The organism is Rhizobium sp. WYCCWR 11128, assembly GCF_013416305.1.
GTDB lineage: Bacteria > Pseudomonadota > Alphaproteobacteria > Rhizobiales > Rhizobiaceae > Rhizobium > Rhizobium indicum.
The window spans coordinates 16561-43188 of the sequence record NZ_JACCEZ010000016.1 but is presented as its reverse complement, the minus strand read 5'-3'; the positions used below and the strand labels follow the sequence as shown (position 1 = coordinate 43188).

General features: G+C 61.5%; 27 protein-coding genes. 15 read left to right on the top strand and 12 right to left on the bottom strand.

Annotated elements, in window-relative coordinates:
* Positions 1 to 30 precede the first annotated feature (30 nt).
* Genes HX898_RS30610 through HX898_RS30600 form a run of 3 tightly spaced genes read right to left on the bottom strand, consistent with a single transcriptional unit; the run spans position 31 to position 2520 of the window.
* Positions 31 to 444: a cupin domain-containing protein gene (locus HX898_RS30610; RefSeq protein WP_029871362.1), complete on the bottom strand. Its 414-nt coding sequence runs from the start codon at positions 442 to 444 to the stop codon at positions 31 to 33.
* A gap of 25 nt (positions 445 to 469) precedes the next feature.
* Positions 470 to 1312 (bottom strand): phosphoenolpyruvate hydrolase family protein, encoded by an 843-nt coding sequence (locus HX898_RS30605; protein WP_138388667.1) that lies wholly within the window; start codon positions 1310 to 1312, stop codon positions 470 to 472.
* Between the two features lie 11 nt (positions 1313 to 1323).
* Complete coding sequence (locus HX898_RS30600; RefSeq protein ID WP_180196614.1) at positions 1324 to 2520, bottom strand: Tm-1-like ATP-binding domain-containing protein; 1197 nt, start codon at positions 2518 to 2520, stop codon at positions 1324 to 1326.
* A 99-nt stretch (positions 2521 to 2619) separates the two neighbouring features.
* Between HX898_RS30600 and HX898_RS30595 the strand changes: the two genes are divergently transcribed.
* The 7 genes from HX898_RS30595 (at position 2620) to HX898_RS30565 (ending at position 9342) form a co-directional block, all read left to right on the top strand.
* Positions 2620 to 3258, top strand: a complete 639-nt coding sequence (locus tag HX898_RS30595) for a TetR/AcrR family transcriptional regulator (protein WP_180196613.1) — start codon at positions 2620 to 2622, stop codon at positions 3256 to 3258.
* Positions 3259 to 3627: 369 nt separating this feature from the next.
* Positions 3628 to 4938 carry an extracellular solute-binding protein gene (locus HX898_RS30590; protein ID WP_180196612.1) on the top strand — a complete coding sequence of 437 codons (1311 nt, stop codon included), beginning with the start codon at positions 3628 to 3630 and terminating at the stop codon, positions 4936 to 4938.
* A gap of 155 nt (positions 4939 to 5093) precedes the next feature.
* Positions 5094 to 5999, top strand: coding sequence for a sugar ABC transporter permease (locus HX898_RS30585; RefSeq protein ID WP_003562956.1), 906 nt, complete (start codon positions 5094 to 5096; stop codon positions 5997 to 5999).
* Between the two features lies 1 nt (position 6000).
* Positions 6001 to 6960: a carbohydrate ABC transporter permease gene (locus tag HX898_RS30580; RefSeq protein ID WP_003549729.1), complete on the top strand. Its 960-nt coding sequence runs from the start codon at positions 6001 to 6003 to the stop codon at positions 6958 to 6960.
* Complete coding sequence (locus tag HX898_RS30575) at positions 6957 to 7160, top strand: hypothetical protein (protein WP_138388663.1); 204 nt, start codon at positions 6957 to 6959, stop codon at positions 7158 to 7160. The genes HX898_RS30580 and HX898_RS30575 overlap by 4 nt, the downstream gene beginning before the upstream one ends.
* Positions 7157 to 8266 carry an ABC transporter ATP-binding protein gene (locus tag HX898_RS30570; protein WP_180196611.1) on the top strand — a complete coding sequence of 370 codons (1110 nt, stop codon included), beginning with the start codon at positions 7157 to 7159 and terminating at the stop codon, positions 8264 to 8266. The genes HX898_RS30575 and HX898_RS30570 overlap by 4 nt, the downstream gene beginning before the upstream one ends.
* Positions 8266 to 9342: an ABC transporter ATP-binding protein gene (locus HX898_RS30565; RefSeq protein WP_062942813.1), complete on the top strand. Its 1077-nt coding sequence runs from the start codon at positions 8266 to 8268 to the stop codon at positions 9340 to 9342. The genes HX898_RS30570 and HX898_RS30565 overlap by 1 nt, the downstream gene beginning before the upstream one ends.
* Positions 9343 to 9421: 79 nt before the next feature.
* Here the strand turns inward: HX898_RS30565 and HX898_RS30560 are convergent, their stop codons facing one another.
* From HX898_RS30560 to HX898_RS30545, 4 genes are read right to left on the bottom strand one after another with little or no spacing between them, the layout of a single operon-like run.
* Positions 9422 to 10396 carry an NAD(P)-dependent oxidoreductase gene (locus HX898_RS30560; protein ID WP_180196610.1) on the bottom strand — a complete coding sequence of 325 codons (975 nt, stop codon included), beginning with the start codon at positions 10394 to 10396 and terminating at the stop codon, positions 9422 to 9424.
* Positions 10397 to 10417: 21 nt separating this feature from the next.
* Positions 10418 to 11110, bottom strand: coding sequence for a FadR/GntR family transcriptional regulator (locus HX898_RS30555; RefSeq protein WP_138388660.1), 693 nt, complete (start codon positions 11108 to 11110; stop codon positions 10418 to 10420).
* Between the two features lie 2 nt (positions 11111 to 11112).
* Positions 11113 to 12282, bottom strand: a complete 1170-nt coding sequence (locus tag HX898_RS30550) for a mandelate racemase/muconate lactonizing enzyme family protein (RefSeq protein ID WP_180196609.1) — start codon at positions 12280 to 12282, stop codon at positions 11113 to 11115.
* A gap of 59 nt (positions 12283 to 12341) precedes the next feature.
* Complete coding sequence (locus tag HX898_RS30545) at positions 12342 to 13229, bottom strand: sugar phosphate isomerase/epimerase (protein ID WP_138332475.1); 888 nt, start codon at positions 13227 to 13229, stop codon at positions 12342 to 12344.
* 344 nt (positions 13230 to 13573) lie between these two features.
* On the opposite strand from HX898_RS30545, the gene HX898_RS30540 reads away from it, so the two are divergent.
* Positions 13574 to 14425 (top strand): sugar phosphate isomerase/epimerase, encoded by an 852-nt coding sequence (locus HX898_RS30540; protein WP_180196608.1) that lies wholly within the window; start codon positions 13574 to 13576, stop codon positions 14423 to 14425.
* A gap of 231 nt (positions 14426 to 14656) precedes the next feature.
* Here the strand turns inward: HX898_RS30540 and putA are convergent, their stop codons facing one another.
* Positions 14657 to 18364: a trifunctional transcriptional regulator/proline dehydrogenase/L-glutamate gamma-semialdehyde dehydrogenase gene (putA, locus tag HX898_RS30535; protein ID WP_180196607.1), complete on the bottom strand. Its 3708-nt coding sequence runs from the start codon at positions 18362 to 18364 to the stop codon at positions 14657 to 14659.
* A gap of 28 nt (positions 18365 to 18392) precedes the next feature.
* Positions 18393 to 18599, bottom strand: coding sequence for a hypothetical protein (locus HX898_RS30530; RefSeq protein ID WP_180196606.1), 207 nt, complete (start codon positions 18597 to 18599; stop codon positions 18393 to 18395).
* 150 nt (positions 18600 to 18749) lie between these two features.
* Between HX898_RS30530 and HX898_RS30525 the strand changes: the two genes are divergently transcribed.
* On the top strand, positions 18750 to 19244 hold the full coding sequence (locus HX898_RS30525) for an Lrp/AsnC ligand binding domain-containing protein (RefSeq protein WP_180196605.1): 495 nt from the start codon (positions 18750 to 18752) through the stop codon (positions 19242 to 19244).
* Between the two features lie 109 nt (positions 19245 to 19353).
* Here the strand turns inward: HX898_RS30525 and HX898_RS30520 are convergent, their stop codons facing one another.
* Entirely contained in the window at positions 19354 to 19734 is a 381-nt protein-coding gene (locus tag HX898_RS30520; RefSeq protein ID WP_180196604.1) for a helix-turn-helix domain-containing protein, read from the bottom strand.
* Positions 19735 to 19892: 158 nt separating this feature from the next.
* Here HX898_RS30520 and HX898_RS30515 point away from each other — a divergent pair, with 158 nt between their 5' ends.
* Complete coding sequence (locus HX898_RS30515) at positions 19893 to 20285, top strand: DoxX family protein (RefSeq protein WP_180196603.1); 393 nt, start codon at positions 19893 to 19895, stop codon at positions 20283 to 20285.
* Between the two features lie 40 nt (positions 20286 to 20325).
* Entirely contained in the window at positions 20326 to 21072 is a 747-nt protein-coding gene (locus tag HX898_RS30510) for an SDR family oxidoreductase (protein ID WP_180196666.1), read from the top strand.
* Between the two features lie 84 nt (positions 21073 to 21156).
* Here the strand turns inward: HX898_RS30510 and HX898_RS30505 are convergent, their stop codons facing one another.
* Positions 21157 to 22053 carry a LysR family transcriptional regulator gene (locus HX898_RS30505; RefSeq protein ID WP_180196602.1) on the bottom strand — a complete coding sequence of 299 codons (897 nt, stop codon included), beginning with the start codon at positions 22051 to 22053 and terminating at the stop codon, positions 21157 to 21159.
* A 94-nt stretch (positions 22054 to 22147) separates the two neighbouring features.
* Between HX898_RS30505 and HX898_RS30500 the strand changes: the two genes are divergently transcribed.
* Genes HX898_RS30500 through HX898_RS30490 form a run of 3 tightly spaced genes read left to right on the top strand, consistent with a single transcriptional unit; the run spans position 22148 to position 24597 of the window.
* Complete coding sequence (locus tag HX898_RS30500; protein ID WP_180196601.1) at positions 22148 to 23335, top strand: MFS transporter; 1188 nt, start codon at positions 22148 to 22150, stop codon at positions 23333 to 23335.
* Positions 23336 to 23366: 31 nt separating this feature from the next.
* Positions 23367 to 24113: an SDR family oxidoreductase gene (locus tag HX898_RS30495; protein WP_180196600.1), complete on the top strand. Its 747-nt coding sequence runs from the start codon at positions 23367 to 23369 to the stop codon at positions 24111 to 24113.
* A gap of 13 nt (positions 24114 to 24126) precedes the next feature.
* Positions 24127 to 24597 carry a cyclophilin-like fold protein gene (locus HX898_RS30490; RefSeq protein WP_180196599.1) on the top strand — a complete coding sequence of 157 codons (471 nt, stop codon included), beginning with the start codon at positions 24127 to 24129 and terminating at the stop codon, positions 24595 to 24597.
* 145 nt (positions 24598 to 24742) lie between these two features.
* On the opposite strand, the gene HX898_RS30485 is transcribed toward HX898_RS30490, so the two are convergent.
* Positions 24743 to 25639: a LysR family transcriptional regulator gene (locus HX898_RS30485; RefSeq protein ID WP_138388647.1), complete on the bottom strand. Its 897-nt coding sequence runs from the start codon at positions 25637 to 25639 to the stop codon at positions 24743 to 24745.
* A gap of 129 nt (positions 25640 to 25768) precedes the next feature.
* On the opposite strand from HX898_RS30485, the gene HX898_RS30480 reads away from it, so the two are divergent.
* Complete coding sequence (locus HX898_RS30480) at positions 25769 to 26626, top strand: NmrA family NAD(P)-binding protein (RefSeq protein ID WP_180196598.1); 858 nt, start codon at positions 25769 to 25771, stop codon at positions 26624 to 26626.
* Positions 26627 to 26628 lie beyond the last annotated feature (2 nt).

Genomic DNA, 26628 nt, shown 5'->3' with positions numbered 1-26628 from the left:
TCTTTCCTCCCAGAAAATGGATGCCCCGCCTCAGGAGCCCGGCTGCAGCAGGCGGAAGTCCGGCAAATCGCGAAGCGCAAGCTCCGGCCCCGCCGGTGAGTAGACCACGAAGAGGAGCATCGGCCCGCCGCCAGTGTTCTTCGTCGAATGAAAGCGGCTTTCCGGAACATAAATCGTGCAGCCGCTGGCGACCTTCCGCGTGATAGGATTACCCGTCTCGTCCTCGACCATCTGCTCGCCCTCGCCAGAAATCACAAAGATGATTTCCTCCGCGCCGGGATGATTGTGGCGGGAATGGCCCTCGCCGCTCGGCAGTTCGACGACACCGCCGGAAAACCGGCTGGCGCCGTTGACCTCGGGCGCCACAGTCAGCGACAGCTTGCCCCAGTCGAAGCCGAAGGCGCTCACGTCCTTAGGATAGATGAAGTACTTGTCCTTTACCATGAAACTGCCTCCTCCACATCCTTCCTCAGACGACCGCGCCGATGGCGAGCGCCTTGAAATCTTCGGTCTGCTTGCGAATTGCCGCCTCTGCCGGCAGGCGCTCCATCGAGCTTGCGCCATAAAAGCCGTGGCAGCCAGGGCAACGCTCGAGAACATAGCGCGCATCCTCCGGCATGGAGATCGGGCCGCCATGGCAGAGCACGATGACATCGTCGCGCACGGAACGTGCCGCCTTGATGATCGCGGTGATCTCATCGACGCAGTCATCGAGGGACTTGCCGGATGTGGCGCCGATCGTGCCGCCAGTCGTCACTCCCATATGCGCCACGACGATGTCGGCGCCGGCGGCCGTCATGGCGATCGCCTCGCTCTCGTTGAAAACATAAGGCGTCGTCAGCAGCTCGAGCCCGTGGGCGGTGGCGATCATCTCGACCTCCAGATTGTAGCTCATACCTGTCTCCTCGAAACTCTGCCGCATCCGGCCGTCGAAGAGGCCGATTGTGGGGAAGTTCTGTACGCCGGAAAAGCCCATTGCCTTGAGGTCGGCAAGGAAGCGCGGCATCAGCACGAAGGGGTCCGTGCCATTGACGCCGGCGAGTACCGGCGTCTTTTTCACGACCGGCAACACTTCGAGCGCCATATCCTTCACAATCTCGTTGGCATTGCCATAGGCGAGCAGTCCGGCCGCCGAACCGCGCCCCGCCATCCGGTAGCGCCCGGAATTGTAGATAATGATGAGGTCGATGCCGCCTGCTTCCTCGGCCTTGGCGGAGATGCCGGTGCCGGCGCCGCCCCCGACGATCGGCACGCCGGCTGCGATCATGCCGTGAAATTTTTCGAGGATGGTGTTGCGCGGTATGACTGGCATCGATTTGTCTCTCAGGGGTTGGCGATGTCACGATAGGCCGCGACGGCGGCCTCGGCGAAATCTGGGTCGTTGATATGGAGCGGCAGGCGAATAATACGTCGCGACGCCGTCGGCTTCACCGTCGCCTCGAGAGCGGCGAAAAGGGCGGCGTCGGCTTGCGGATCGAAGAACGGACCGCCTTCGATGTCGAGGGCCGAAACGCCCTTTTCGGGAATGAGGAAGCGTACGGGGCCGTGGCAGAGATTGAGCTTGTCGCCGATCCAGCGGCCAATCTGCGCACATTCGGCCAGTGTCGTGCGCATCAAGGTGACGTTCGGGTTGTGCCGGTAAAACAGCCGGCCGGCATAACGCTCCGGAACGGTCTCCGGCGCCCAGAAGTTCACCATGTCGAGCGCACCAACCGAACCGACATAGGGCAAGCCTTTGCGAGCAATGGCGCCGAAACGGTCCGAGGTGGCGGGCAAGACGCCGCCGAACAGCAGGTCGCAGACCTCGGTCGTCGTGATGTCGAGCACGCCAGAGATGAGCTCGCTGTCGGCAAGCTTCTCCATCGCCCGCCCGCCCGTGCCTGTGGCGTGGAAGACCAGGCAATCATAGTCCGCTCGGAGGCGCTCGACCATGGCGGATACGGCAGGTGTGGTAACGCCGAACATGGTAAGCCCGAGGGCCGGTTTGGATGCAGTCACCTCAGCCGGGCGGTGGGCCATGGCGGTGATCGCCTGAGCGGCGTTGTGAAGGATGACGCGGCTCAGCCGGTTCAGGCCCGCCATGTCCGTGACCGAAGGCATCATCACGATGTCTGAAACATCGACAAAGGGAGCCACATCGCCGGATGCGAGCGTCGAGACCATGATCTTTGGCAGACCGAGCGGCAATTGGCGCATGCCTGCGGTAATGATCGAAGTGCCTCCGCCTCCACCGATACCGATGACGCCGGCGATGTCCTGGCGCTCCACAAGGAAGCGCGCGAAAGCAATGCCCATCGCCTCGACCGCCCTTCCGCGGTCCCCGCTGGCAAGAACGGCTCCAGCCCCGTCCGGATGGCACGCCGCCACTGCGTCGGCCTTCACATCGACGGCGGTCGCAGGCTCGCCTATGCCGACGTCAACGCGGACAACACCGCCGCCCACCGCTTCGATGCAAGCGGCAAGATACGCAAGCTCCTCGCCCTTCGTGTCGGCCGTGCCGACCACGTAGATCTGCTTCATTTCCCCTCCGCGACCGGGTGGATTTCCTCCCGGCATATCTCACGTTGGGACAAAGCGACGGGCCCTTGCAAATTTGTGAGACGTGCGTATCATAAAGACATGGATGTCTCACGTCAACAGAACGAAACAGCCAGGACCGAGCGAGGCCCGCGTGCCCGAACGCGAAAACTGATGCTCGAAACGGCAACGCGGATCATGCAGTCCGGTATCACTCCGTCGGTAAGTGAAGTCGCCGAGGCTGCCGAAGTCTCGCGCGCGACGGCCTACCGTTACTTTCCGAGCCAGGCCGCGCTCGTGCATGCCGTGGTGGATGAGGCTCTGGGGCCGATCCTCGGCTGGTCGTCGGACAGTCCGGATGCGCGCACCCGCGTTGCCGACCTCTTGGCGACCGCAATGCCGCGCATCGACGAGTTCGAGGCCACCTTCAAGGCGGCGCTGAAACTTTCACTGGACCAGTGGGCGCAGCGTCAGGCGGGCACGCTCGGCAACGAGCCGCTGTTCAAGCGCGGCCACCGGGTCGACCTGCTGAAGAGCGTGACGGCCCCGCTGCAGGGCACCGTGCCGCCCGAGTCCCGGGAACGCCTTGCGCAGGCGCTTTCGCTTGTCTTCGGCGTCGAGGTGCTGATCGTATTGAAGGATATCTGGGGCCTGACCTCGGAAAGCGCGCAGTCTGTTGCCGAGTGGGCGGCCAAGGCGCTTGTTGATACCGCGTTACGGCAGGCGGAGAGCGAGTCATGACGTGGCGCGCCCAGACTTGGCACACCAACTGGTTAGACCAGTGCCAGTAATATATTCTTGTATTGTGGTCTGGATCGCCGATGATGAATGTGAGACGAACCGACAAAATGGCATCGACAGGCCTGCAAATGCGGGGGAAAGACGTCGAAAGACGGAAGACGAGCCTTTGACGAAAGCTCTCCGAGGTTGCGCTTGACGATAATGGCATTTGGTAATACCAGATCAAGGTAACGACATTCAGGCTTGAGATCTGAAACGAGCTAGGGGTCGAGGAGGACCCCCAGCACGAACACCACCCAGGGGGATCGGGAAGCCGGATCGGGAGGCCCGCGATGAAGCGGGAAGCGTGCATAAATGGGAGGAAACGTTATGCGCAAAACTATGACCGGTCTGTTGGCCGGTGTCGGATTGATGTGGGCCTGCGGAACGTCCGCGCAAGCCCAGGAACTGACGATCTTCTGGGCCGAGTGGGACCCGGCAAACTACCTTCAGGAACTCGCAAACGAATACGAGGCTCAAACCGGCGTCAAAGTCACGGTCGAGACCACACCATGGGCTGACTTCCAGACCAAGGCCTTCACCGAGTTCAACGCCAAGGGTTCAGCCTATGACATGGTCGTCGGCGACAGCCAGTGGATCGGGGCAGCGTCAGAAGCCGGACATTACGTGGATCTGACCGAATTCTTCACCAAGCACAATCTGACCCAGGTGATGGCTCCGGCAACGGTGAAATACTACGCCGAATATCCGTCGAACTCGAAAAAGTACTGGTCAGTTCCGGCCGAAGGCGACGCCGTCGGCTGGTCCTACCGCAAGGACTGGTTCGAAGATCCCAAGGAGATGGAGGCGTTCAAGGCCAAATACGGCTACGACCTCGCCCCGCCGAAGACATGGGCCGAGATGCGTGACATCGCCGAGTTCTTCCACCGTCCGGACCAGAAGCGCTACGGAATCGCCATCTATACCGACAACTCCTATGACGGTCTCGTCATGGGTGTCGAGAACGCGATCTTCTCGTTTGGAGGCGAACTCGGCGACTACCAGAGCTACAAGGTTGACGGCATCATCAATTCCGAGAAGAACGTCAAGGCGCTCGAGCTGTATCGCGAGCTCTACGGCTTTACGCCTCCGGGCTGGGCCAAGTCCTTCTTCGTCGAGAACAACCAGGCGATCACCGAGAACCTGGCGGCGATGAGCATGAACTACTTCGCCTTCTTCCCGGCCCTGGTGAACGAGGCGTCCAACCCGAACGCCAAGGTTACCGGCTTCTTTGCCAATCCGGCAGGCCCGAACGGCGAGCAATTCGCAGCGCTCGGCGGCCAAGGCATATCGGTCATCTCCTACTCAAAGAACCAGGAAGAGGCGATGAAATTCCTCGAATGGTTCATCAAGGACGAGACCCAGAAGCGCTGGGCCGAACTCGGCGGCTACACGGCAAGCGCCAAGGTGCTTGAATCGCCGGAGTTTCAGAACGCGACACCCTATAACAAGGCCTTCTACGAGACGATGTTCAAGGTGAAGGACTTCTGGGCAACGCCTGAATATGCCGAACTGCTGATCCAGATGAACCAGCGCATTTATCCCTTCGTCACCGCCGGCCAAGGCACGGCGAAGGAAGTGCTCGATTCTCTGGCAGCGGACTGGAACGCTACGTTCGCGAAATACGGACGCAACAAGTAGCAAGCGCGCTCAGCGGAGGGGCCACGGCCCCTCCCATTTCATCTGCATCTCCGCGTCGAAGGGCGCGGTTCGAGAGGGCGCGGCGCCCGGCATCAACTTCGCGCATCGTGATGCCGTTCCGGCATCCGGTGCCAAACTCTCGGAGGAGGAGAGGATTGGCCACCGCAGTCATGACATCGCTGGACACGAAATCGCGTGCCGCATCTCGCGGTATGAGCGACATCCGGATTCGCAATCTCTTCATCATTCCGACGATCCTGTTCCTGATCGTCTTCAACATCTTTCCGCTGATCTATTCGCTCGGCTATTCCTTCACCGACTTTCGCGCCTCGTCGAACGCGCCGGCCAACTTCGTCGGCCTGCAGAACTACCGCGAGTTGCTGAACGATCCTTTCATCTGGTCGAATTTCGCCATCACCGCGAAATATGTGATCGTCTCTGTGACGGGGCAGGTGATCGTCGGCTTCGGCACCGCGATGCTGCTCAACCGCGATATCCCGCTGAAGGGTCTTCTGACGACGCTGCTGCTGCTGCCGATGATGCTCTCGATGGCAGTGGTCGGCCTCTTCTGGAAGCTGCTCTACGACCCGTCCTTCGGCATCATCAACTACGCACTCGGCCTCGGCTCCTTCGAGTGGCTGTCGAATCCGGACATGGCGCTCTATGCAGTCGCAATCACGGACATCTGGATGTGGTCGCCCTTCGTGATGCTGCTGTCGCTTGCCGGTCTTTCGGCCGTGCCGAAGCATCTCTACGAGGCAGCGGCGATCGACCGGGCGGGGCCGTTCTATACCTTCTTCCGCATCACGCTGCCGCTCGTGGCGCCGATCCTCATGATCGCAATCATCTTCCGTACGATGGAAGCCTTCAAGACCTTCGACCTCGCCTACATCCTGACCAGCCAACCGACGACCGAGGTGATCTCCATCCGGCTCTACAAGATGGCCTTCCAGGAATGGCAGACGGGGCGCTCCTGCGCACTCGCCTACATCGTGCTCATCATGGTCCTCGCCATCACCAACATCTACGTCAAGTACCTCAACAAAGTGAAGGAGCGCTGAGATGGCCGCCGTCCAAACCCGCTCCGAACGCGCCCTGAACCGGGTGGCGATCGCCGCCGTACTGGTCATCACGCTGATCTTCCTGGCGCCGATCTACTGGATCACCTCGACGGCCTTCAAGCCGCGCAACCTCGCCACCACCATTCCGCCGACGGTGCTCTTCGAGCCGGAACTCTCGCCCTTCGTGAAGCTCTTCACCAAGCGCTCGCAATTGCGCGGGGCGCCGACCCCTGAAGAATATGCCGCCGCCCCCTGGTGGGAGCGGATGGTGTTCGACGGCGGCGAGAAGATCGTCCGCTCCGGCCGCGGCGAGGTGCAGCCCTCCGGCTATCCGAACCGCTTCATGAACTCGCTGATCGTCGCCATCACGTCCACGGTACTGGCCGTCGGCATGGGAACCTTCACTGCCTACGGCTTCTCGCGCTTCAAGGTGAAGGGGGAGGCAGACCTTCTCTTCTTCATCCTGTCGACGCGCATGCTGCCGCCCGTCGTCGTCGCGATCCCGATGTTCCTCATGTACCGTGTCGTCGGCCTCAACGACACGCATTGGGGCCTCATCATACTCTACACCGCCTTCAACCTTTCCTTCTCGGTCTGGCTGATGAAGGGCTTCATCGACGAGATCCCGAAGGAGTACGAGGAGGCCGCTCTCGTCGACGGCTACACGCGGATGGAGGCCTTTTTCAAGATCGTCATCCCGGAAGCGGCGACCGGAATCGCCGCGACCGCGGTCTTCTGCTTCATCACGGCCTGGAACGAATATGCATTTGCGCTGATCATGACGAACCGGCGCGCGCAAACGGCTCCACCCTTCATTCCGAGCCAGGTCGGCTCGGGCCTGCCGGATTGGACGGTCATTGCGGCCGGCACGTTCCTGTTCCTGCTACCGGTCGCCATCTTCACCTTCCTGCTCAGGAACCATCTCCTGCGCGGCATGAGCTTCGGAGCGATCCGCAAATGACCTTCCGCGCCTTGAACCAGAGATTTCTCGAACCCGCTTCGCAGTATCTGATGATCCTCGGCATTATCGCGCTCTGCCAGCCCTGGAACCTATTTCTGCATCGCTACGGCATGACGATGACGCTCGTCGGACTGATCGCCTTCATGGTGACGACCAAAATCCCGCGGGACGCGCAACCAGACGAAGGCAGCCATTCATGACGCAGATCGAACTTCGCGGGATCCAGAAATATTTCGGTGCCGTCCAGGTCATCAAAGACCTTAATCTCGCCATCGCCGACAATGAATTCATCGTGCTGCTTGGACAATCGGGCTGCGGAAAGACGACGACATTGCGCGCCGTCGCCGGGCTCGAGACGATCGACGAAGGCGACATTCTGATCGACGGGCAGCCGGTGCAGCATATCAAGGCATCCGGCAGGGACATCGCCATGGTGTTCCAATCCTTCTCGCTCTATCCGCACATGACGGTCTACGAGAACATCGCCTTCCCGCTCCGCGCTACCCGGATGAGCCGTGCCGATGTCGATGCGTCGGTCCGCGAGATCGCCGGTGTGCTGCGCATCACCGGTCTGCTGGCCCGCAAGCCTTCGGCGCTGTCCGGCGGCGACATGCAGCGTGTCGCAATCGGCCGCGCGCTGGTGCGACGGCCAAAGGCCATGCTGATGGACGAGCCGATCGGTGCGCTCGACGCGAAGCTGCGCGAGGAGATGCGGGCGGAAATCAAGCGTTTGCATATCAAGCAGGGTTCAACCACCATCTACGTGACGCATGACCAGGTGGAGGCCATGTCGGTCGCCGACCGCATCGTCATCATGCACGAGGGCATCCTTCAGCAGATCGGCACGCCGGAAGAGGTTTACGCGCAACCCGCCAACACGTTCGTCGCCCAGTTCGTCGGAAGCCCCGTCATGAACATGGCGCCGGCGACCGTCAGCGAAACGGGCGGCCATACCAGCGTGCAGGTCGGCGACGGGACGACGGGCTTCGAGTTCCCCGCCGTACTGGCCAACCGCCTCTCTGACGCAAGGGCCGAGAACGGCAAGCTGACACTCGGGGTACGCCCTGAGGGCGTGCTCGTTTCACGGGAGGCCCGCGAGGGCTTCATGCCGGTCGAAGCGCATATCATCGAGCCTCTCGGCTCGCACGACATCGTGGACCTGAAGGTCGGTCACCAGATGATCAGGGCACGCACCAAGAGCGGTTTCGTGCCTGGTCCCGGCGAAGCCGTCTGGGCACGCATCGACCCCGCCCAGGCACATTTCTTCAACACCGCGACCGGCTCGTCGCTGGGGATCAGACTCTGATGGCGCATATCGAACTCAAGGGCATCACCAAAACCTTCGGCAGCCACACGGCGCTGAAAAACCTGAACATCGACATTGCTGACGGCGAGTTCTTCGTGCTGCTCGGGCAGACCGGCGCCGGCAAGACGACGACGCTGCGCCTGATCGCCGGTCTCGAGAAGCCGACCGCAGGCCAGATCTTCATCGACGGGCAGGACGTTGCCGACTGGGGTGCCGCCGAGCGCGACGTGGCCCTGGTGCTCCAGCAATACTCGCTTTACCCGCGCTATACGGTGCGGGAGAACCTGGAATTTCCGTTGAAATCCCGTATCCGTCGCGTTGAACCCGGGGAAATCAAGGAGCGCGTCGACCGCGTTGCGAAAACCCTGCGCATCGAGCATCTGCTCGACCGCAAGACGGACCGGCTGTCGGGAGGCGAGATGCAGCGCGTATCGATCGGCCGGGCCATCGTGCGCAAGCCGCGGGTCTTCTTGATGGACGAACCGCTTTCGGCGCTCGACGCGAAGCTTCGCGAAGCACTTCGCACCGAGCTGAAAAACCTGCAGATGAACCTCGGCGCGACCTTCCTCTTCGTCACTCACGACCAGATAGAGGCCATGTCGATGGGCGACAAAATCGGCGTCCTGAACAATGGTCAACTGGTGCAGACGGGTACGCCGCAGGAGATCTACGGAAACCCGGTCAACACCTTCGTCGCGCGCGCGGTCGGTTCGCCGCCGATGAACCTGATTGCCGGCACGCTTGCCGGCGGCGAGGCAGTGGCGAGCGAGGGCTATCGGCTGCCCCTCGGCAACGGACACGGGATCGCGACAGACGGTCGTCCGCTCACCTTCGGCATCCGTCCCGAGGACATTTTTCTCGACAGCGGCGCGCCCGGCGAAGCACGGGTCCACGACGTGGAAAATCACGGTGTCGAAAAGATCGTGACGCTGCGCACCGGCGAGAAGTTCATCCACGCGACCGTGCCGACACAGACGGCGCTTCGGATCGAGGATGAGGTTCGCTTTTCGTGGAATCCGGAAAAGGTCGTGCTGTTTGATGCCGGAAGCGGTGTAAGCCTGCGGCACGCGGGCTGACCTGATCGGTCCGAAGGATGCCAGCGGTCTCGGCGGCACGGCAGGGGCAGCCAGCGTTTCGAATTGTCGCGACGAGGCGCTATGCGGGAAAGCGCCGGCGGTAGTGTTCTACCACTTCGGGATTGCGCAAATTAACGGGCAAGTCGCCCTTGATGACGCGCAGGGCTTCGCTCGCCGCGCCTGTTCCCATGCGCATCATGCTCTCTTCCGTCAGACCAGCGAGATGGGGCGTGACGATGACGTTGTCAAAGCCGAGATAGGGATGGTCGAGCGGCAGCGGCTGCGTTGCGAAGACGTCGAGCGCGGCTCCGCCGATACGACCATCGCGCAGCGCCTCGATCAACGCCGCATCATCGATCACGGGGCCGCGCGAGACGTTGACCAGAATGGCCGCGGGCTTCATGCGCCCGATGCGACCGCCATTGAGCAAGCCGGTCGTCTCCGGCGTCAGCGGGCAGCAGAGCACCACGATGTCAGCCGTCGCCACAAGCTCATCGATCGTGACGAAACGCGCGCCGTCCGGCACGCTTTCCGGCGACCGGCTCGTGGCGACCACCTCCAGTCCGAAACCGAACTTCGCGATCTTGAAGATCGCCTTGCCGACATTGCCCATTCCAACGATGCCCATGGTGCGGCCGGCGAGGTCGACGGCCGCGTCCGATTGGGCGCGGCCCGCCACCCAGCCGTTCTGACGCAGGTCGCGGTCCATCAGGCGGAAGCGCCGAAGCAGGGCCAGCGTCACGAGAAAGACGTGCTCGGCGACAGTCGAGGCATTGGCGCCCGGGACGTTGGCGACAAGTACGCCGGCCCGGGTCGCCGCATCCATCGGCACCATGTCGAGCCCGGCACCATGGCGGATCGCCGCGCGAAGCGCCGGCGCATCTTCGAAGAAGGCCGGCGGGATCGGCGCGCGTATGACGACGATACCCGCGCCGCGGCCTTCTCGCAGCAACGTTTCGGGATCGGGCGCGGAAGCGACGCGCAGATCACCCGCAGCCTCAAGCATGGTCTTGGCCGCGGGGTGCAGGGGATGTGTGGAAAAGATGAAGCTCATCGGCCCTCCCGCCGGTTGCGCCTATCCGGCTGTCGTCGCTGGACCGCCGATGAGACCCTTCCAATAGCTTTCCGCGCCTTGAAGATGCGCGCTCATCAGCGCCTGGGCCAGATTGCCGTCTCGGGCAAGCAGCGCCTCATAGATGCGGATATGTTCCTCATGCGAGCGCCGGCTGCGGGCGGCGTCGGCAAAATAGATCGGCAGGCGGTGCTCGCCCATGACGTAGTAGACGCTGCACACCCGATGGAAGACGCTGTTCTTGGTGGCTCGGACGATCTCCAAATGGAAGTCCCGATCCTCGCGCGCCAGCCCCTCGCCGGCGGCAAGCTTCGCCTCGGACGCAGCGAGGATATCGCGCAATTGCTGGTAATTCTCCTCCGTCGCCCGATCGCATGCGAGTTCCGCGGCCTTGATCTCATGGATCTTGCGAAGCTCCACGGTCTCGTAGATCAGGATAGGATCAAGCGGCACGCCGGCGCGGGCAAAAAGTGCCATTGCCTCCACGCTCGCCTCCGTGGTCGTCAGGTAGATGCCCGACTTGGCCCGGCGTTCGACGATGCGCATTGCCTCCAGAATGGCCAGTGCCTCGCGAACCTGGCCCCGGCTGACGCCGAAATGCTCCGCAAGCTCTCGCTCCGATGGCGTGCGGCCGTTGCCGCTCGAGTTCGAGAAAAGATGTGCCGCGAGATCGGAGAGGAGGGAATTTTCTTTCATCGTCACTGTCTTTGCGCGTGAGTCTCCAGGACCCGCTGATTGATCGTGAAGCCCAGGCCAGGCCTGTCCGGGATCTCTACCATACCGTCCTTCACCGACACAGTGTCCTCGACAAGATCATGGATCATCGGATTGGCGCCGAGCGAATATTCGATGACGAAGCTTGCCGGGGAAGCCGCGCACAAATGCAGGCCGGAGAAGAAGCAGGGCGCGCCGGCCCAAAGATGCGGCGCGAAACGGAGGTTGAAGGCGCTGGCGAGCGAACTGATGCGCATCGCCTCCGTAATGCCGCCGCAGAAGGCGGGATCCGGCTGGAATATGTCGGCGGCCCGAAGCATGGCAAGATCTCGGAAGGCAAAACGCGTCGACTCGCTCTCGCCCGCAGCGATCGGCACGTTCCCAGCCGCGCGCACCTCCGCCATGCCCGGCTTGTCATCGGCTATCACCGGCTCCTCGAACCAGGCGAGGTCGCAATCGGCGACCATCTGGATGAAGCGCTTTGCCTCCGCAACGGTATAGGTGCCGTGCGCATCGACCATCAGGTCGACGTCGGGGCCGATCGCCTTGCGAGCCGCCCGTACGCGCGATGCCGAGACATGCAGCGCACGATCCATCGCACCGACGCGCATCTTGACTGACTTGAAACCACCGGCCGCGATATAGGACCGGAGCTGTTCGCCGATCCGGTCCACGCTCTCCCAACCGCCCGAGGCATAGGCGGGCAACCTGTCCGCCTTGCGCCCACCCAGCAGCTTCCAGACTGGGACGCCGAGCGACTTGCCGAGAATGTCCCAGAGCGCTATGTCGACCGCGCTGATCGCCGCGACGGAAAGACCGCGCCGCGCGATCTCGGGCATGGCGTGACCCGAACTCGCCGCCGTCTCGTGGCGTACACCGTTATAGAGCATCTCCCAAATGGTGGAGATGTCGGCAGGATCGCGGTCGATGAGCTTCGGCCCCACCTCGTGATTGAGCATGTGTACCAGCGTGCCATAGGTGCCCGAACTGCCCGCGGCATTCTTGCCCTCTCCCCAGCCCACGATGCCGTCGTCCGTTTCGATCCGCAGGATCGCACTATCGAAGCTCGTCAGTCGGCCGAAGTCGCTGCGGTGCTGACGGCTCGCCTCGATGGGAATTTTGATCCACCAGGCCTCTACGGTCTTAATGCGCATGTCTCGGATCCCCTGCCCCTCACGGCCCGCGAGCCACAGGGCATATGTCTTTCCGTTCGTTACCTGATCAGCGGCAGGATCGTCTCGGCAGTGATCCGCATCTGATCGTCGTAGAACTTCTCAGTGAGAACGCTCGAGCCGTGGTCCTGGATAAATTTCAGTTGCTCCGGGGGAATATCGACGGGGTTACGCTCGACCATGTCCGGATATTTTGAGGCCGGCGTGCGGTCGACCGGAGCAACGAATTCGTTGGTGACGGCGCCGTCGTACCCGATCTCCTTCAGCGTGCCGATGATCTTCGGCCAGTCGAGCTGGCCGAGGCCGGCGGCAAAACGATTGTTATCGGCGACGTGGAAATCGAACAGGCGCTTTCCAGCGAGCCGGATCGCTTCATACATGTCTTCCTCCTCGATGTTCAGGTGGAAGGCATCAAGGCAAACCCCGCATTCGGGGCTGACGGCATCGGCGAGCGCCAGCGCTTGGGCGGCACGGTTGAAGAAATAGGTCTCGAAACGGTTGAGCGGCTCTACGGCAATGCGCACGCCCCTCTTCTGGGCATGGGCAAAACACTCCTTGGTAGCGTCCACCACCCATGTCCACTCTTCCTCCTCGGTGCCATCCGGCACCACCTTGCCGACGGTCGCCGGCACGAGGGTGACGATCTCGCCATCGAGTTCGCTGACCATGGTGATGACGCTCTTGACATAGTCCACTGACCTGGCGCGCTGGCCTTCATCCCTGGCGGCAAGATTGCGCTCGCCGAGCGTCAGCGTGACGGCACCCCAGCAGCGGATGCCGTGCTCTTTCAGCAGCGCGCGCGTCTCGTTGACGTCGTATTGTGCCGGCTCGCCGGATATCTCGATGCTTTCGTAGCCATATTTCTTGATGCGCTTCAGCGTGACGGCGAGCGGTTCGGCCCGCATCCAGTTATGTGTCGAAAGATGCATGAGGTCCTCCTAGACTGTTGCGGCCCGCTCGACCGCCAATTGGTCGGCAAGATGTCACCTTATCCTTGGCCAGCCTCGCGACTTCCGGCAATCTGGTTTGGCCAATTCTTGTTATTTAGAAGCTCTAACGTAATTCTTCACCCTCTGCAAGACCGGCCAAAACGTCGATATTTCTTTTGCAGATCGATATTTAATGCTGAATTTGCTGCTAAGGTGCGAATCCAACACCTCAAGCGCGCCATGAACTGGCTTGACCAGATTCCAAGATTTGGTATGACCAGATCTGGAAAGTGATAGGCGGTTGAAACCGCCGCGCAGTGGCCGCAGGGCCAAGGGGAGGGGAGATGAAGATCGGCATGTGCATGTTCCTCTGGACGACAAGTGTCGGCCGGAAACACGAGGCACTGTTACGCGATATCAAGGACACGGGGTTTGACGGAGTCGAGATTCCGATCTTTTCCGGCACACCCGATGACTACCGGCGGCTGGGGGCTCTGCTCGACCGGATCGGCCTGGAACGGACCGCCGTTTCCGCCATGGGCGACCCGCAGATGAACCTGATCGCCGCCGACGCCGCGACCCGCAGGCGCGGCATCGACTACGTGAAATGGGCGATCGACTGCAGCGAGGCGCTGGGCGCGACGATGCTGAGCGGGCCGCTGCATTCGACACTCGGCAAATTCTCCGGGAGTGGCCCGAGCGCGGCGGAACTGAAGCGCTCGGTTTCCTCGCAACGCGCGATCGGCGATCATGCAGCAAAGCACGGCATCACGATCGGGCTTGAGGCGCTGAACCGCTTCGAATGCTACCTGTTCAACACGATGGACGATCTCGCGGCCCATATCGACGCGGTGGGACATCCGCATATCCGCGCCATGTACGACACGTTCCACAGCAATATCGAAGAGACAGATCCCATCGGCGCGTTCACGCGAAACAGTGACCGCATCGTGCATGTCCACATTTCGGAGAACGACCGCGGCGTACCCGGGCGCGGCAACATTCCCTGGGCGGAGACGTTCGAGGCGCTACGCGCGAGCGGCTACGACGGGTGGCTGACAATCGAGGCCTTCGGTCGGGCGCTCAAGGAGCTCGCCGCCGCGACAAAGGTCTGGCGCGACTTTTCCGAGACACCGGAATCGGTCTATCGCGAAGGCTACCGCCATATCCGCGATGGATGGCACGCGGCGGCATGACCACCAGCCGACTTGCCTGATTTTGATCCGGACAGGGCTACACCGCACCGGAGACCGCGGCCGCGGCCGAGCTGCCGGGGGAATGCGGACGCTTATGCTGCTCATGAAAGACCGCGGTTTTCTCAGGCTTGGGCAAACCCATTGGATGGGCCGGCTTTCGGCCACCCTTCCCGACGATCAAGGGCGCATGCATGCCAACGAGAGCACATTTCTGCGCCCTCGTCTTGTCACTCAGCCGATGGCCATAAGGCTTGCATTTCCGCCGGCAGCCGCGGTGTTGATCGAGGTCGACACCTCCTCCAGCAGCCAATTCAGGCAATAGGCCTCGGGATCGCTCGCCAATTCTTCGGTCGTTGCGGCCTGGACCAGCAGAAGCGGACCGGGCAGGTGAGCAATCTTCTGATTGACGGCCAGAACCCTGTTGCGATCCCCTTCGACGAGGGCACCGGAGAACGGCCCGTCCTTTTCCCAGTCCAAGGTCCAGGAAATCCGGCCGGCGACAGCCGCCGGAAGATCCGCCAGGACTGACCTCGATAACGAACCCGAGTCCACGACGATGTGATTGCCGGTCGATAGGGCAGCGGCAATCTGGCGATGAAGCCCACCCTCCGTCTGCGGCACGACGAGAATACGGCCGCGGGGATGGAGCGCGTAGAGATTGAGCTCGCCCACCGGACCGGTGAGTTCGCGTTCGAGCCCGAGCGCCGAACGGCTCGCATATCCACGCGCCGCTTCCCCCTCACCCGACAGGCCCTTCTTGTCGAGCCAGACAATGTAGTCACGAAGGGCAAGGTCCGTATGAATGGAATCCTGCTGCGGCGGCACGGGCGCACGTTGCACCAGCCGGCCGATATAGAGCGGACCGCCGGCTTTCGGACCGGTGCCCGACAGGCCGCGGCCGCCGAAAGGCTGCACGCCGACGACCGCGCCGATGATGTTCCGGTTGACATAGAGGTTGCCGGCCTTGATGCGGCTGGTCACATGCGCGATCGTTTCATCGAGCCGGGTGTGAAGGCCGAATGTGAGGCCGTAACCCGATGCGTTGATGTCGTCGATCAGCCGGTCGAGGCTGTTTCGCTTGAAACGGACGACATGCAGGACCGGTCCGAAGACCTCCCTCGTCAGGTCCGACAGCGACTTGATTTCGATGATCGTCGGCGGAACGAACGTCCCCGCCGCAGTACTTTCCGGCAACTGCAGCTGATCCACCTTGCGGCCTAAGCCGCGCATATGCTCGATATGCTGGTCGATCTCCGTCTTGGCGCTGTCGTTTATGACCGGGCCGACATCGATGCTCAGCCGATCGGTTCGGCCGATCGTCAGCTCGCGGAAGGCGCCCTTCAGCATGTTGAGGGTCCTATCGGCGACATCGTCCTGAAGGCAGAGAACCCTGAGGGCCGAGCAGCGCTGACCGGCGCTGTCGAAAGCAGAGGCAATGACGTCGGCCACCACCTGCTCGGCCAATGCGGACGAGTCGACGATCATGCCGTTCTGGCCGCCGGTTTCGGCAATCAGCGGAATCGGCTTGCCGCCTGCTGACAACCTTTCGGCCAGTTGTGCCTGGATCATGCGGGCAACTTCGGTCGACCCGGTAAACATCACGCCTGCAGTCTCCTCCGCCCCGACCATGCCGGCGCCGAGACGGCCGCTGCCGGGCACGAACTGCAGGGCACCGACAGGCACGCCCGCCTCGTGAAGGATCTTCACACTCTCCGAAGCGATGATCGGCGTGACGCCGGCAGGTTTGGCAAGCACGGGATTGCCGGCCACCAAGGCTGCGGCGACCTGTCCGGTGAAAATCGCCAGCGGGAAATTCCATGGGCTGATGCAGACGATCGGGCCGAGGGGCGCATGCGAGGGGCCGAGGGTTTTGCGCGCCTGTTCGGCATAGTAGCGCAGGAAGTCGATGGCCTCACGCACTTCGCCGACGGCATTGGCCGCGGATTTGCCGGCCTCGCGCATGACGATGCCCATCAGCACCTTGATGCGGGCCTGCATGATGTCGGCGGCCCGTTCCAGGCAGGCAGCACGCTCGGCCGGCGGCACGGCAGCCCATTGCGGCGCATAATCCGCAGCCATGCGAACGATGCGCGCAGCCTCCTCGACCTTCACCTCGGTTACCGTGCCGACGACATCCCGGTGATCGGCAGGATTGAGAACATCGCGCGTCACCCCATCCCTAGAGCCGTCGGCAAGGAGGGGAAGCGCATGCCACGGGGCAGCAGCCGTGGAGGCGAGCGCCTCAGCCAAATCCGAAAGGGTGGCCTCGTTCGAGAGATCGAGACCATCGGAATTGGCCCGGGCGTTGCCGTAAAGGGCCTTCGGCGAGGCGATCTGCGCGTGGGGCGCGCCAATAACGGGCATAGCTGCGACGATTTCGGCGGGATCGGCAATCAGGACCTCGACCGAGACATTCGGATCGGAGATGCGGTGCACGAAGGAGGAATTGGCGCCATTTTCCAGAAGACGTCGAACCAGGTAGGCAAGCAGCGTCTCATGTGTTCCCACAGGCGCATAAATGCGGCAGGGCCGGTCGAGTTTTTCCTTCCCGACAACCTCGTCGTAGAGCGGTTCGCCCATGCCATGCAGGCATTGGAACTCGTATTTGCCGACGGTGAAATCAGGACCCGCCAGACGATAGATCGTGGCGAGCGTCTGTGCATTATGGGTGGCAAATTGCGGGAAGACCGCATCCGGAGCATCGAGCAGCTTGCGCGCGCAGGCGACGTAGGCGACATCGGTGTAGATCTTGCGGGTATAGACCGGATAGTCGTCGAGTCCATCCAACTGGGCGCGCTTGATCTCCGCATCCCAATAGGCGCCCTTGACGAGACGCACCATGACCCGGCGCTCGGAGCGGCGTGCGAGATCGATGATGTAGTCGAGGACGAAGGGGCAGCGCTTGCCATAGGCCTGCACGACGAAGCCCAGCCCGTTCCATCCGGCAAGATCAGGGGCAAAGCAAAGCTCCTCGAGGAGATCGAGTGAAAGCTCCAGCCGATCGGCCTCCTCCGCGTCGATATTGAGGCCGATATCATAGGTCTTGGCGAGAACGGCCAGCGCCTTGACCTTCGGCAGCAGCTCGCTCATCACCCGGCCGGCTTGCGACCTCACGTAGCGGGGATGCAGGGCCGAAAGCTTGATCGAAATGCCCGGGCCGTCATAGATGCCGCGTCCGTCCGACGCCTTGCCGATGGCGTGGATCGCCTTTTCGTAATCCCGGTTATAACGCTCGGCGTCGGCGCCCGTCGTCGCGGCCTCGCCCAGCATGTCGTAGGAATAACGGAAGCCGCGTGCTTCCAGCGGCCGGGAGCGTTTCAGCGCCTCTGCGATCGTTTCACCGGTGACGAACTGCTCGCCCATCATGCGCATCGCCATATCGACGCCGCGACGGATGACCGGCTCGCCGGCGCGCGCGATCAGCCGCGTCAGCGCTGCCGACAGGCTTCGGTCGTTGACCGTCGAGGTCAGCTTGCCGGTGACGACGAGGCCCCAGGTGGCGGCGTTGACGAACATGGATTTTCCGCCGCCGATGTGGGAGGTCCAGTTGCCTTCGGCGATCTTGTCGCGGATCAGCGCATCCCGGGTTTCGGTATCGGGAATGCGCAACAGCGCTTCGGCGAGGCACATCAGCGCCACGCCTTCCTGGCTGGAAAGCGAATACTCCTGCACCAGCCCTTCGACACCGGTCCCCTTGTGCTTGGCGCGCAACGCCTCGATCAGGCTGCGGGCCGTGCTGCGAATGTCATAGCGTTTTGCCTCGGAGACGCGCGCTGCGGCAACGAGCGGCGGCAGGCATTCGGTTTCCGGCCGGCGATAGGCAGCCGTAATGGCCTGGCGAAGTTCGGATTGCGGTCGGATCGGTGGGGCAAAGCCGGAAAACGGCGCGCCGGCGGTCGGATTATTGGAGGGGGCGGGGTCGATCGCTGCGTTCAACATGAGAGTCCCTATTCAATCGATGTCTGGTTTAACGGATGAACGAGATGCCGGGCTCGTCGTCCCACTGTTCATCGTCCGTGAAGGCGGGGCCGGAATATTCCGTCTCTCGCAGCGGGCGCGCATCCGGTCTGTCGCGCTTGAGGGTGAGCGCCGCGGCTACGGCTCTGATCGCCAGCGGCCGGTAGTGAGCGAGCAAATCCGGCGTCCGATCGTCATCCGCTTCTTTATTATGCATGAATGATCCCCGTTTTGAGCGCGGCGCCGATACCGATTTCAGCACTCTTCTGCCCGGCCCACAATCTACCACAGCCTCAAATCGCGATCTCACTTGATTTCAGCCGTTTCCAGGCTGTATGAACTTATTAATTCACCCCCGAGAGTTCGAATGGCTGCCGAAACCGACATCTTTAGTGAATTGGACCAGTTCGACAGAAAGATCCTCGCCGCACTCGCCGAGGACGGCAGGCTGTCGATCACCGATCTGGCCGCGCGTGTCGGATTGTCGAAGACGCCGTGCCAGATCCGCTTCAAAAGGCTGATCAGCGACGGATATATCGAAGGATTCAAGGCCATCCTCAATCCGTCGAAAATGCAGCTCGACCATATTGCTTTCGTCGAGGTGAAGCTTTCCGATACCCGCGAGCATGCGCTGAAAAGCTTCAACGATGCCATCAAGAAGATCAGCGAAGTCGAAGAGTGCCATATGATTGCCGGCAGGTTCGACTATCTCTTGAAGATCCGCACGCGCGATATCGGCCGCTACCGCCGCGTCCTCGGCGAGCGCATCTCGACACTGCCCCACGTTGCCAGCACATCGACGAATGTTGCGATGGAGACGGTCAAGGAAGGCTGGGACAAGTCCGGTTCGAGTTTTTCGTGAATGTGATCCTTGAGATGACGAACTTCCGGTGAGTAGCCGCCGGACGGACTGCGATATCGTCATTGCTATCGGCTATCGCGCCACTATGATCAATCGGCCCACAGGCAGTTCAGCCATCTCTCGCTTTCCGACCGCGTGCGCTCGGTTTCACCGGCACACTCTTCCCGTACTCATTCCACCATGTCGTCAACGCTTCCATGGTGGGACCGAGGCCCCGCGCTTTTTGGGTGATCTCGTATTCGACGCGCGGAGGAACCTCCGCAAAGATGGTGCGGGACACGAGCCCGTCTGCTTCGAGCTCGCGGAGTTGCGCCGTCAGCATGTGTTGGGTAATGCCGGGAATAGCCTTTCTCAGTTCGCCAAACCGGTGGATCCGCTGATGGAGCAGCCACATGATTTCCAGCTTCCATTTGCCGGAGAGCAGCGCGAATGCGCGACGCATCTCCTCATGCATATTGATTTTGCCATCGGCCACGGTCTGGTTTTCCATACTAGCTGCAAGTAATTCATCCTACTTGCAAAGATAGACCTTAGACGACATTTTCCATCCGTGCATCAGGGACGCAGTAAAAGGAGCGCCCCTCACATAGAAACCGACAGACTCGACGAGAGGAATGTTGCTGCCTGGGCAGCGACAGGGATGAACTTATGCTGGAATTTTACGGATACTGGATCAGCACGGCACTTCTATCCGCGCTCTATCTCGCTTCAGCCTACATGTACGCCACAAAGAAACAGTGGGTTCGTGAGGCGCTGACGGAACTAGGATACAGCGCGAACAACCTGGTTCCGTTCATGATCATTGTTAAGGTCATCGGCCCGATCGCGATCCTTTCGCGCGTGAGCGTGCCGCTCAGCGATCTCGCCTATGCCGGCATCTTCTTTCACCTGCTGCTGTCGGGCCTCGCCCATATCGGCGTTCGAAAACCTGTCGGTGCTCTGCCAGCGGCGATCGGCCTGGCGCTGCTGATCGCCTCGTTTATGACGCAGAACGACGCCCGCGACGTCCCCTCACCTTACGTCCAGGCTGCTGCCCTCTGACACCTCGACGATTCTCAAGCCTTATCAAATGGAGATAGACATGGGTCGACTCAATGGAAAAATTGCCGTTATCACTGGCGCAAGCCGCGGCATTGGCCGCGCCACCGCAAAACTGTTTGCGGCCGAAGGCGCGAAGGTCGCAATTCTTTCGCGCACATCCGAAGGCGTCGAACGCGTTGTCGCGGATATCGTCGAAGCGGGCGGCACCGCCCTCGGCGTCGTCTGCGACGTCGGTGAAGCCGATCAGATCACCGCCGCGGTGGACAAGGTTGTCGCCACATATGGCCGCATCGACATTCTCGTGAACAATGCTTTCGATGGTTCTGCGGTCTCGTCGTCGGTCATAGACCTTTCGGTCGAGCAATTGCAACGGAACTTCGACACCGGGCCGATCGCATATCTGCGTTTCATGCAGGCTTGTTATCCTCACCTGAGAGAAGGCGGAGACGGGCGGATCATCAATTTCGGTTCGATGGCCGGCACCGTGGGACTGGCTGGTTACGGTCCGTACAACATGGCCAAGGAGGCGGTGCGCGCGCTGACTCGCACGGCGGCACGCGAATGGGGTGCCGACAACATCACCGTGAACAACGTTCTGCCGATCGCGGACACCTGGGGTGCTGCGGAAAAGGATATCCCTCCCCCGACAAACGCGCTCGCTCGTTTCGGCTCGCCGGAATACGACATTGCCCCGGTGGTGCTGTTCCTGGCCAGCAAGGATTCCCAATTCATTACGGGATACAGCCTTACCCCCGACGGCGGCGCAATCATCGACAGCGCCCGGTAACAGCCCTCGGCAACCTTCGATGAGCAAGGGGTGCAGCGTTGTTGCGCCCCGTTGTCCGGCAGAACCTCTCGACATGAGTGTTGGTTACCGATGCCGGTAGCGAAAAGCTTCGACGAAGGCGGAGAAAGCAGGGGATGGATGGCGCCGGCTGGGGTAATAGAGATGATACCCTTGGAATGTTGGCGCCCAGTCGGCCAGCACTTCATTCAGTTGACCGCTGTCACAATATTGCCGGACGAGGTCTCTCGGCACATAAGACAGCCCGGCGCCGTCGAGAGCGGCATTGATCGCCGGCCCTATGTTGCTCATCACGAGCTGGCCTTCCACACGAACGCTGAACTCGCGGCCATCCTTTTCAAACTCCCAGGCATAGAGAGCGCCTGACGTCGGAAGACGCAGGTTGACGCAATTGTGGTCCGTCAAGTCATGCGGGGTCGAAGGCACAGTGCGGGCCGCAAAATATTCGGGTGATCCGACCACGGCGTAAGAGATATCGGGTCCAATGCGAACGGCCACCATGTCGCGCGCAATCGCTTCGCCGAGCCGCACGCCGGCATCGAATTGGCGCTCCACGATATTTGTAAAACCGTTGTCGACGATGAGTTCCAAGGTGATATCGGGGTAATCCCGTAAAAATGCCGGCAGCCTCGAACGGAAGACCAGCTCCACGGCATCATCGGGACATACGAGGCGGACTGTGCCCGAAGGCTTGTCGCGCAGCGCGCCGAGGGCGCTGATCCCGGCAGCGATGCTCTCGAAATGCGGCTGGATACTTTCCACGAGCCGCGCACCGGCCGCCGTGGGAGCCACGTCACGCGTCGTGCGGGAGAGAAGCCGGACGCCAAGCCGGGCTTCGAGCGCGCTGATCGTATGGCTCAGCGCCGAGCGCGTGACTCCCAATTTTGATGCAGCGCGCGTGAAACTCCGCTCCTGAGCCACCTCCAGAAACGCACGCATTTCCGTGAACTCGTCGCGCCGCATTGTTGAATCTCCTTCATCACGACGTTCAGATTATAACTTCTAGTCGCGCAAAACCAGTCCGGCTATCTATCTGGCAACGGACAGGAGAACGTGAATGACCGTCGAGTTGACATTGAATGAGACCTCACTGACGGACGACACGGCGACCTCATGGTCTGCTGTGACCTGCCTCTCGCTTCTCACTTTCCTTCTGGTGGGGTTGGAATTTCTCCCTGTGAGCCTTCTGACCCCGATCGCCAGGGAGCTCTCTATTTCAGAGGGGCAAGCTGGATTAGCGATCACCGTGTCGGGAGTCTTTGCGGTCATCACCAGCCTTTTCGGCAATGCCTTCCTGGCGAGGATCGACCGGAAGTCTGTCGTCCTGCTCTATACGGCGGTTCTTGTTGCATCGAGCTTGGCGGTTGCCCTCGCACCCAACTTCCTTGTCTTTCTCGTCGGGCGGTCCCTGGTCGGCGTTTCGATCGGCGGCTTCTGGTCGCTCTCGACGGCTATTCTGGCACGCCTGGCTTCAGACCGTGATCTGCCCAGGGCCATTGCGCTTCTTCAAGGCGGCACCGCATTCGCCCTCGTCCTTGCCGCGCCGCTCGGCAGTTTTCTTGGCGGGTTGATCGGATGGCGGGGCACATTCTTCATCACGGTGCCGATCGGAATAGCAGCGCTCGTCTGGCAACTGGTCGTTCTGCCGAGGATGCCGGCGACATCAACCGTGTCGGTGGCCAGAATATTCGGGCTGCTGCGCAATCGCACATTCGCGATTGGAATGGCGGCGACCTCTCTCGCCTTCATCGGCCAGAACGCACTGTCCATTTATCTTCGTCCGTTCCTCGAAGGCGTCACCGGACTGGAATTGAATGTTCTGTCCATGGTGCTTCTCGGCCTTGGCGTCGGCGGACTGGCTGGAACCTCCGTCATTGGCTTCGTCGCCCGGCGCCACCTCCTCTTCGTTCTCGTAGGCTTGCCGGCTGCTCTTTCGGTCCTTGCCCTGCTGCTGATCGCTCTCGGGCCGTTCGCGGCGGTTACCGCATGCCTGATCGTCATGTGGGGATTTTTCTCGACGCCGATTCCAGTCGCCTGGAACACATGGATGGCCGCTATCATCCCCGGCGAGTTGGAAGCGGCAGGTGGGCTGCAGGTGGCGCTGATCCAACTTGCCATTGCATGCGGCGCTTTCGCCGGCGGCATGCTGTTCGACACCGCGGGATGGTGGAGCACCTTCCTTCTGGCCGCCTGCCTTCTCGCCGGTTCGGCTGTCCTCGCCGCGCTCGCCGGTCGCCGTTCCTGAACCTTCAGAAACCTCAAAACAGGAGATCATCATGTCCCAAGGAATTGAAAACAAAGTGGTCGTCATCACCGGGGCAAGCAGCGGGCTTGGCGAAGCCACCGCGCGTCATCTTGCTGAGCGCGGCGCTTCCGTCGTCCTGGGCGCGCGGCGTAGCGACCGCATCGCTAAGCTGGCTGAGGAACTGGCCGCCAAGGGCCATAGGGCCAAGGCAGTCCAAACCGACGTCACGGACCGACATCAAGTCGAAAACCTCGTCGACACCGCCGTCAACGCCTTCGGTCGTATCGACGTCATGCTGAACAATGCCGGCCTGATGCCGCTTGCGCCGCTCGAACGGCTCAAAGTTGACGAGTGGGATCGCATGATCGACGTGAACATCAAAGGCGTGCTCTACGGCATCGCAGCAGCGCTTCCGCACATGAAAGCGCAGAAGTCGGGGCACATCATCAACGTGTCCTCCGTCTACGGCCACGTGGTCGATCCGGGTGCCGCCGTCTATTGCGCGACGAAATTCGCCGTGCGCGCGCTCTCGGAAGGGCTGCGGAAGGAAGTGAAACCATACAATATCCGCACCACGATCATTTCACCCGGCGCAATGAGCACCGAACTCCTCGAACATATCAGCGAAAAGGACATCCAGGCGGGCACCAAGGAGTTCGTCAGCAAGATCGCCATCAGCGCGGACACGTTCGCCCGAACGGTCGCCTTCGCGGTGAACGAACCGGATGATGTCGACATCAACGAAATCCTGTTCCGGCCGACGGCTCAACCTGTCTGACGCGAGGCGCGCTATGTCGATGACATCCAAGTTCATGAGCCGTCGCGCGGTGCTGGGCGGAACTTTGGCGGCCGCCGCTCTCCCTCTCGTGGCGCAAGGGCAGGACGAGCGCGGCCCGGCGAGTCCCGAGGCGAGAGACGTCAGGATCAGGATAGGCTTCAACAATCTAACCCTGACCGCGACACTCTTCGACAATCCGACGGCGCGCGATCTCGTTTCCATGCTGCCCCTGAACCTCACGATCGAGGACTACGGCAGGAACGAAAAGATCGTCCATCTGCCGCGCAAGCTGACCGAAGAAGGCAGCGGTGCTTTCGGAAACGAGCAGCCGGGCGACCTTTGCTACTTCAAACCGTGGGGTAACCTGGCCCTGTTCTACGCGGATTACCGCTGGGACGGGCTGATCCGGCTCGGCCGCTTCGACAATGGTTTCGAGCCGTTGCTGGTGCGCGGCGCGTATCCGGTCCGCATAGAACGCATCTGACAAGGGTTCCATGCCCGGAAATCTGAAATCGCTTCCTCCCAAGCATGAAAGAACCCAACAGGACGAATTTCCGCAATGGCCTATATCAGAACCAGAAAGCCGCGGCCGGCTTAGTCAGCAGAGGCGCTCGACGAGGCGCCTCCGTCTATTCGATGATCTCGACGCAGAAATCGATAAAGGCCCTGACCTTAGCCGGGACATGCTGACGCGAGGGATAGAAGGCGTAGAGCGGGAATGTCTCGTCCGACCAGTCGGGAAAGAGGTTCACGAGCTGCCCATTGTTCAGATAATCCGCCATCCCGAGTGAGAAGACTTGCGCGATGCCTATCCCCGCAAGGCAGGTCGCCAAGGTCGTGCCGGCATCGTTGACTAAAATGCGGCTGCGGGTCTCGATCGAGACGACCTCTTCACCCCGCCGAAGCTCCCATTCGAAAGGCCTTGCAGTCAGCGGGTCCTGGAACTGGATACAGGTATGCTCGCTCAAATCCTGTGGACGGCCCGGCCGACCATGTCGCTCGATATAAGCGGGAGCCGCAATCGTGATCACGCGTGTCTGCATCAACAGGCGCGAAATAAGCGACCGTTGTGCAGGCTCGCCAAAGCGCACAGCGACGTCCATGCCATCAGTAACAAGATCGCCGATCTCGTTGCGGGTGATGACCTCGATCTGGATATCCGGGTAACGGTCGAGGAAGGCGCCGAGCCGCGGGCCGAGCACAAGGCGTGAGAAATATGGGTCGACATTGACTCGCAGTCGGCCACGCACCGCCTGTCTGGCGCCAACAGCTGTCTGCGCAGCCTCTTCGATGCCGCTCAAGAGTGGGGCCACCTGTTCGTAGAACCGTGCGCCGTCATCGGTGAGCCGCATCGTGCGTGTTGTCCGGTCGAGCAGCCGCAGACCGATCCGCCCCTCCAGTCGGGAAATGGCGCGGCTGACACCCGACGCCGATAGTCCCATTAGCTCCGCCGCCCGCGCGAAACTTCCGCTCTCGATAACGGCGGCCAGTACGCTCACGCCATTCAATAATCGTCCGTCAAACATCGGGCATCCGTGATTTTTAGTCACCAATCATGTGACAGAAGCGCGCTTCAGTCAAGTGCTGCCGAAGGACATGATCAGCATAACAAACCGCCAACCTGCTGGCGGTGCAGGAAGCGAAGGAGTCTAACCATGTTTGTGATCACCGGAGTAACAGGCCAAGTCGGAGGCATTGTCGCCGCGCGTCTGCTGAAGGCAGGGGTGCCGATACGCGCCGTCGCGCGCAATGCGGAGAAAGCAGCGGAATGGAAGGACAAAGGAGCGGAACTGGCCTTGGCCGAGATGACCGACGCCGATGCGCTCACCAAGGCTTTCGCCGGCGCCGACGGCGTCTTTCTGCTGATCCCGCCGACCTTCGATCCGACCCCTGGCTTTATGGAAGTGCGCGCTGTCATTGCGGCCCTGAAGACCGCGCTTCTTTCGTCTCGTCCCGCCAAGGTCGTTTGCCTCTCCACCATCGGCGCGCAGGCCAGAGAACCTAACCTCTTGAGCCAGCTTGGTCTCGTCGAACAGACGTTATCTGCCTTGCCAATGCCAATCGCCTTTCTGCGTGCCGGCTGGTTCATGGAGAACACGGCCTGGGATATCGCGCCGGCGCGCGAGACCTGTGTCTTCTCGAGTTTCCTGCAGCCGCTCGATCAGCCCTATCCGATGGTTTCTGTCCTCGACGTCGCAGCCAAGGCGGCAGAACTGCTGCAGCACGAGTGGGTGGGCAAACAGGTCGTCGAGTTGATGGGGCCAGAGGGCGTCACGCCCAACGATATCGCCGCTGTCCTATCATCCATCCTCGGCAAACCCGTCCGGGCGGAGCCGGTCGCCCGCGACACCTGGGAGCAGATTTTCACCGATCAGGGCATGCAGAACCCCCTCCCGCGGATGCGTATGATCGATGGCTTCAACGAAGGCTGGATCCGGTTCGAGGGCGAGCCGGTGAAGGGCACGACCACACTGGACACAGCCATGGCCCGTCTCATTTGCCCCGGCCGATAAAC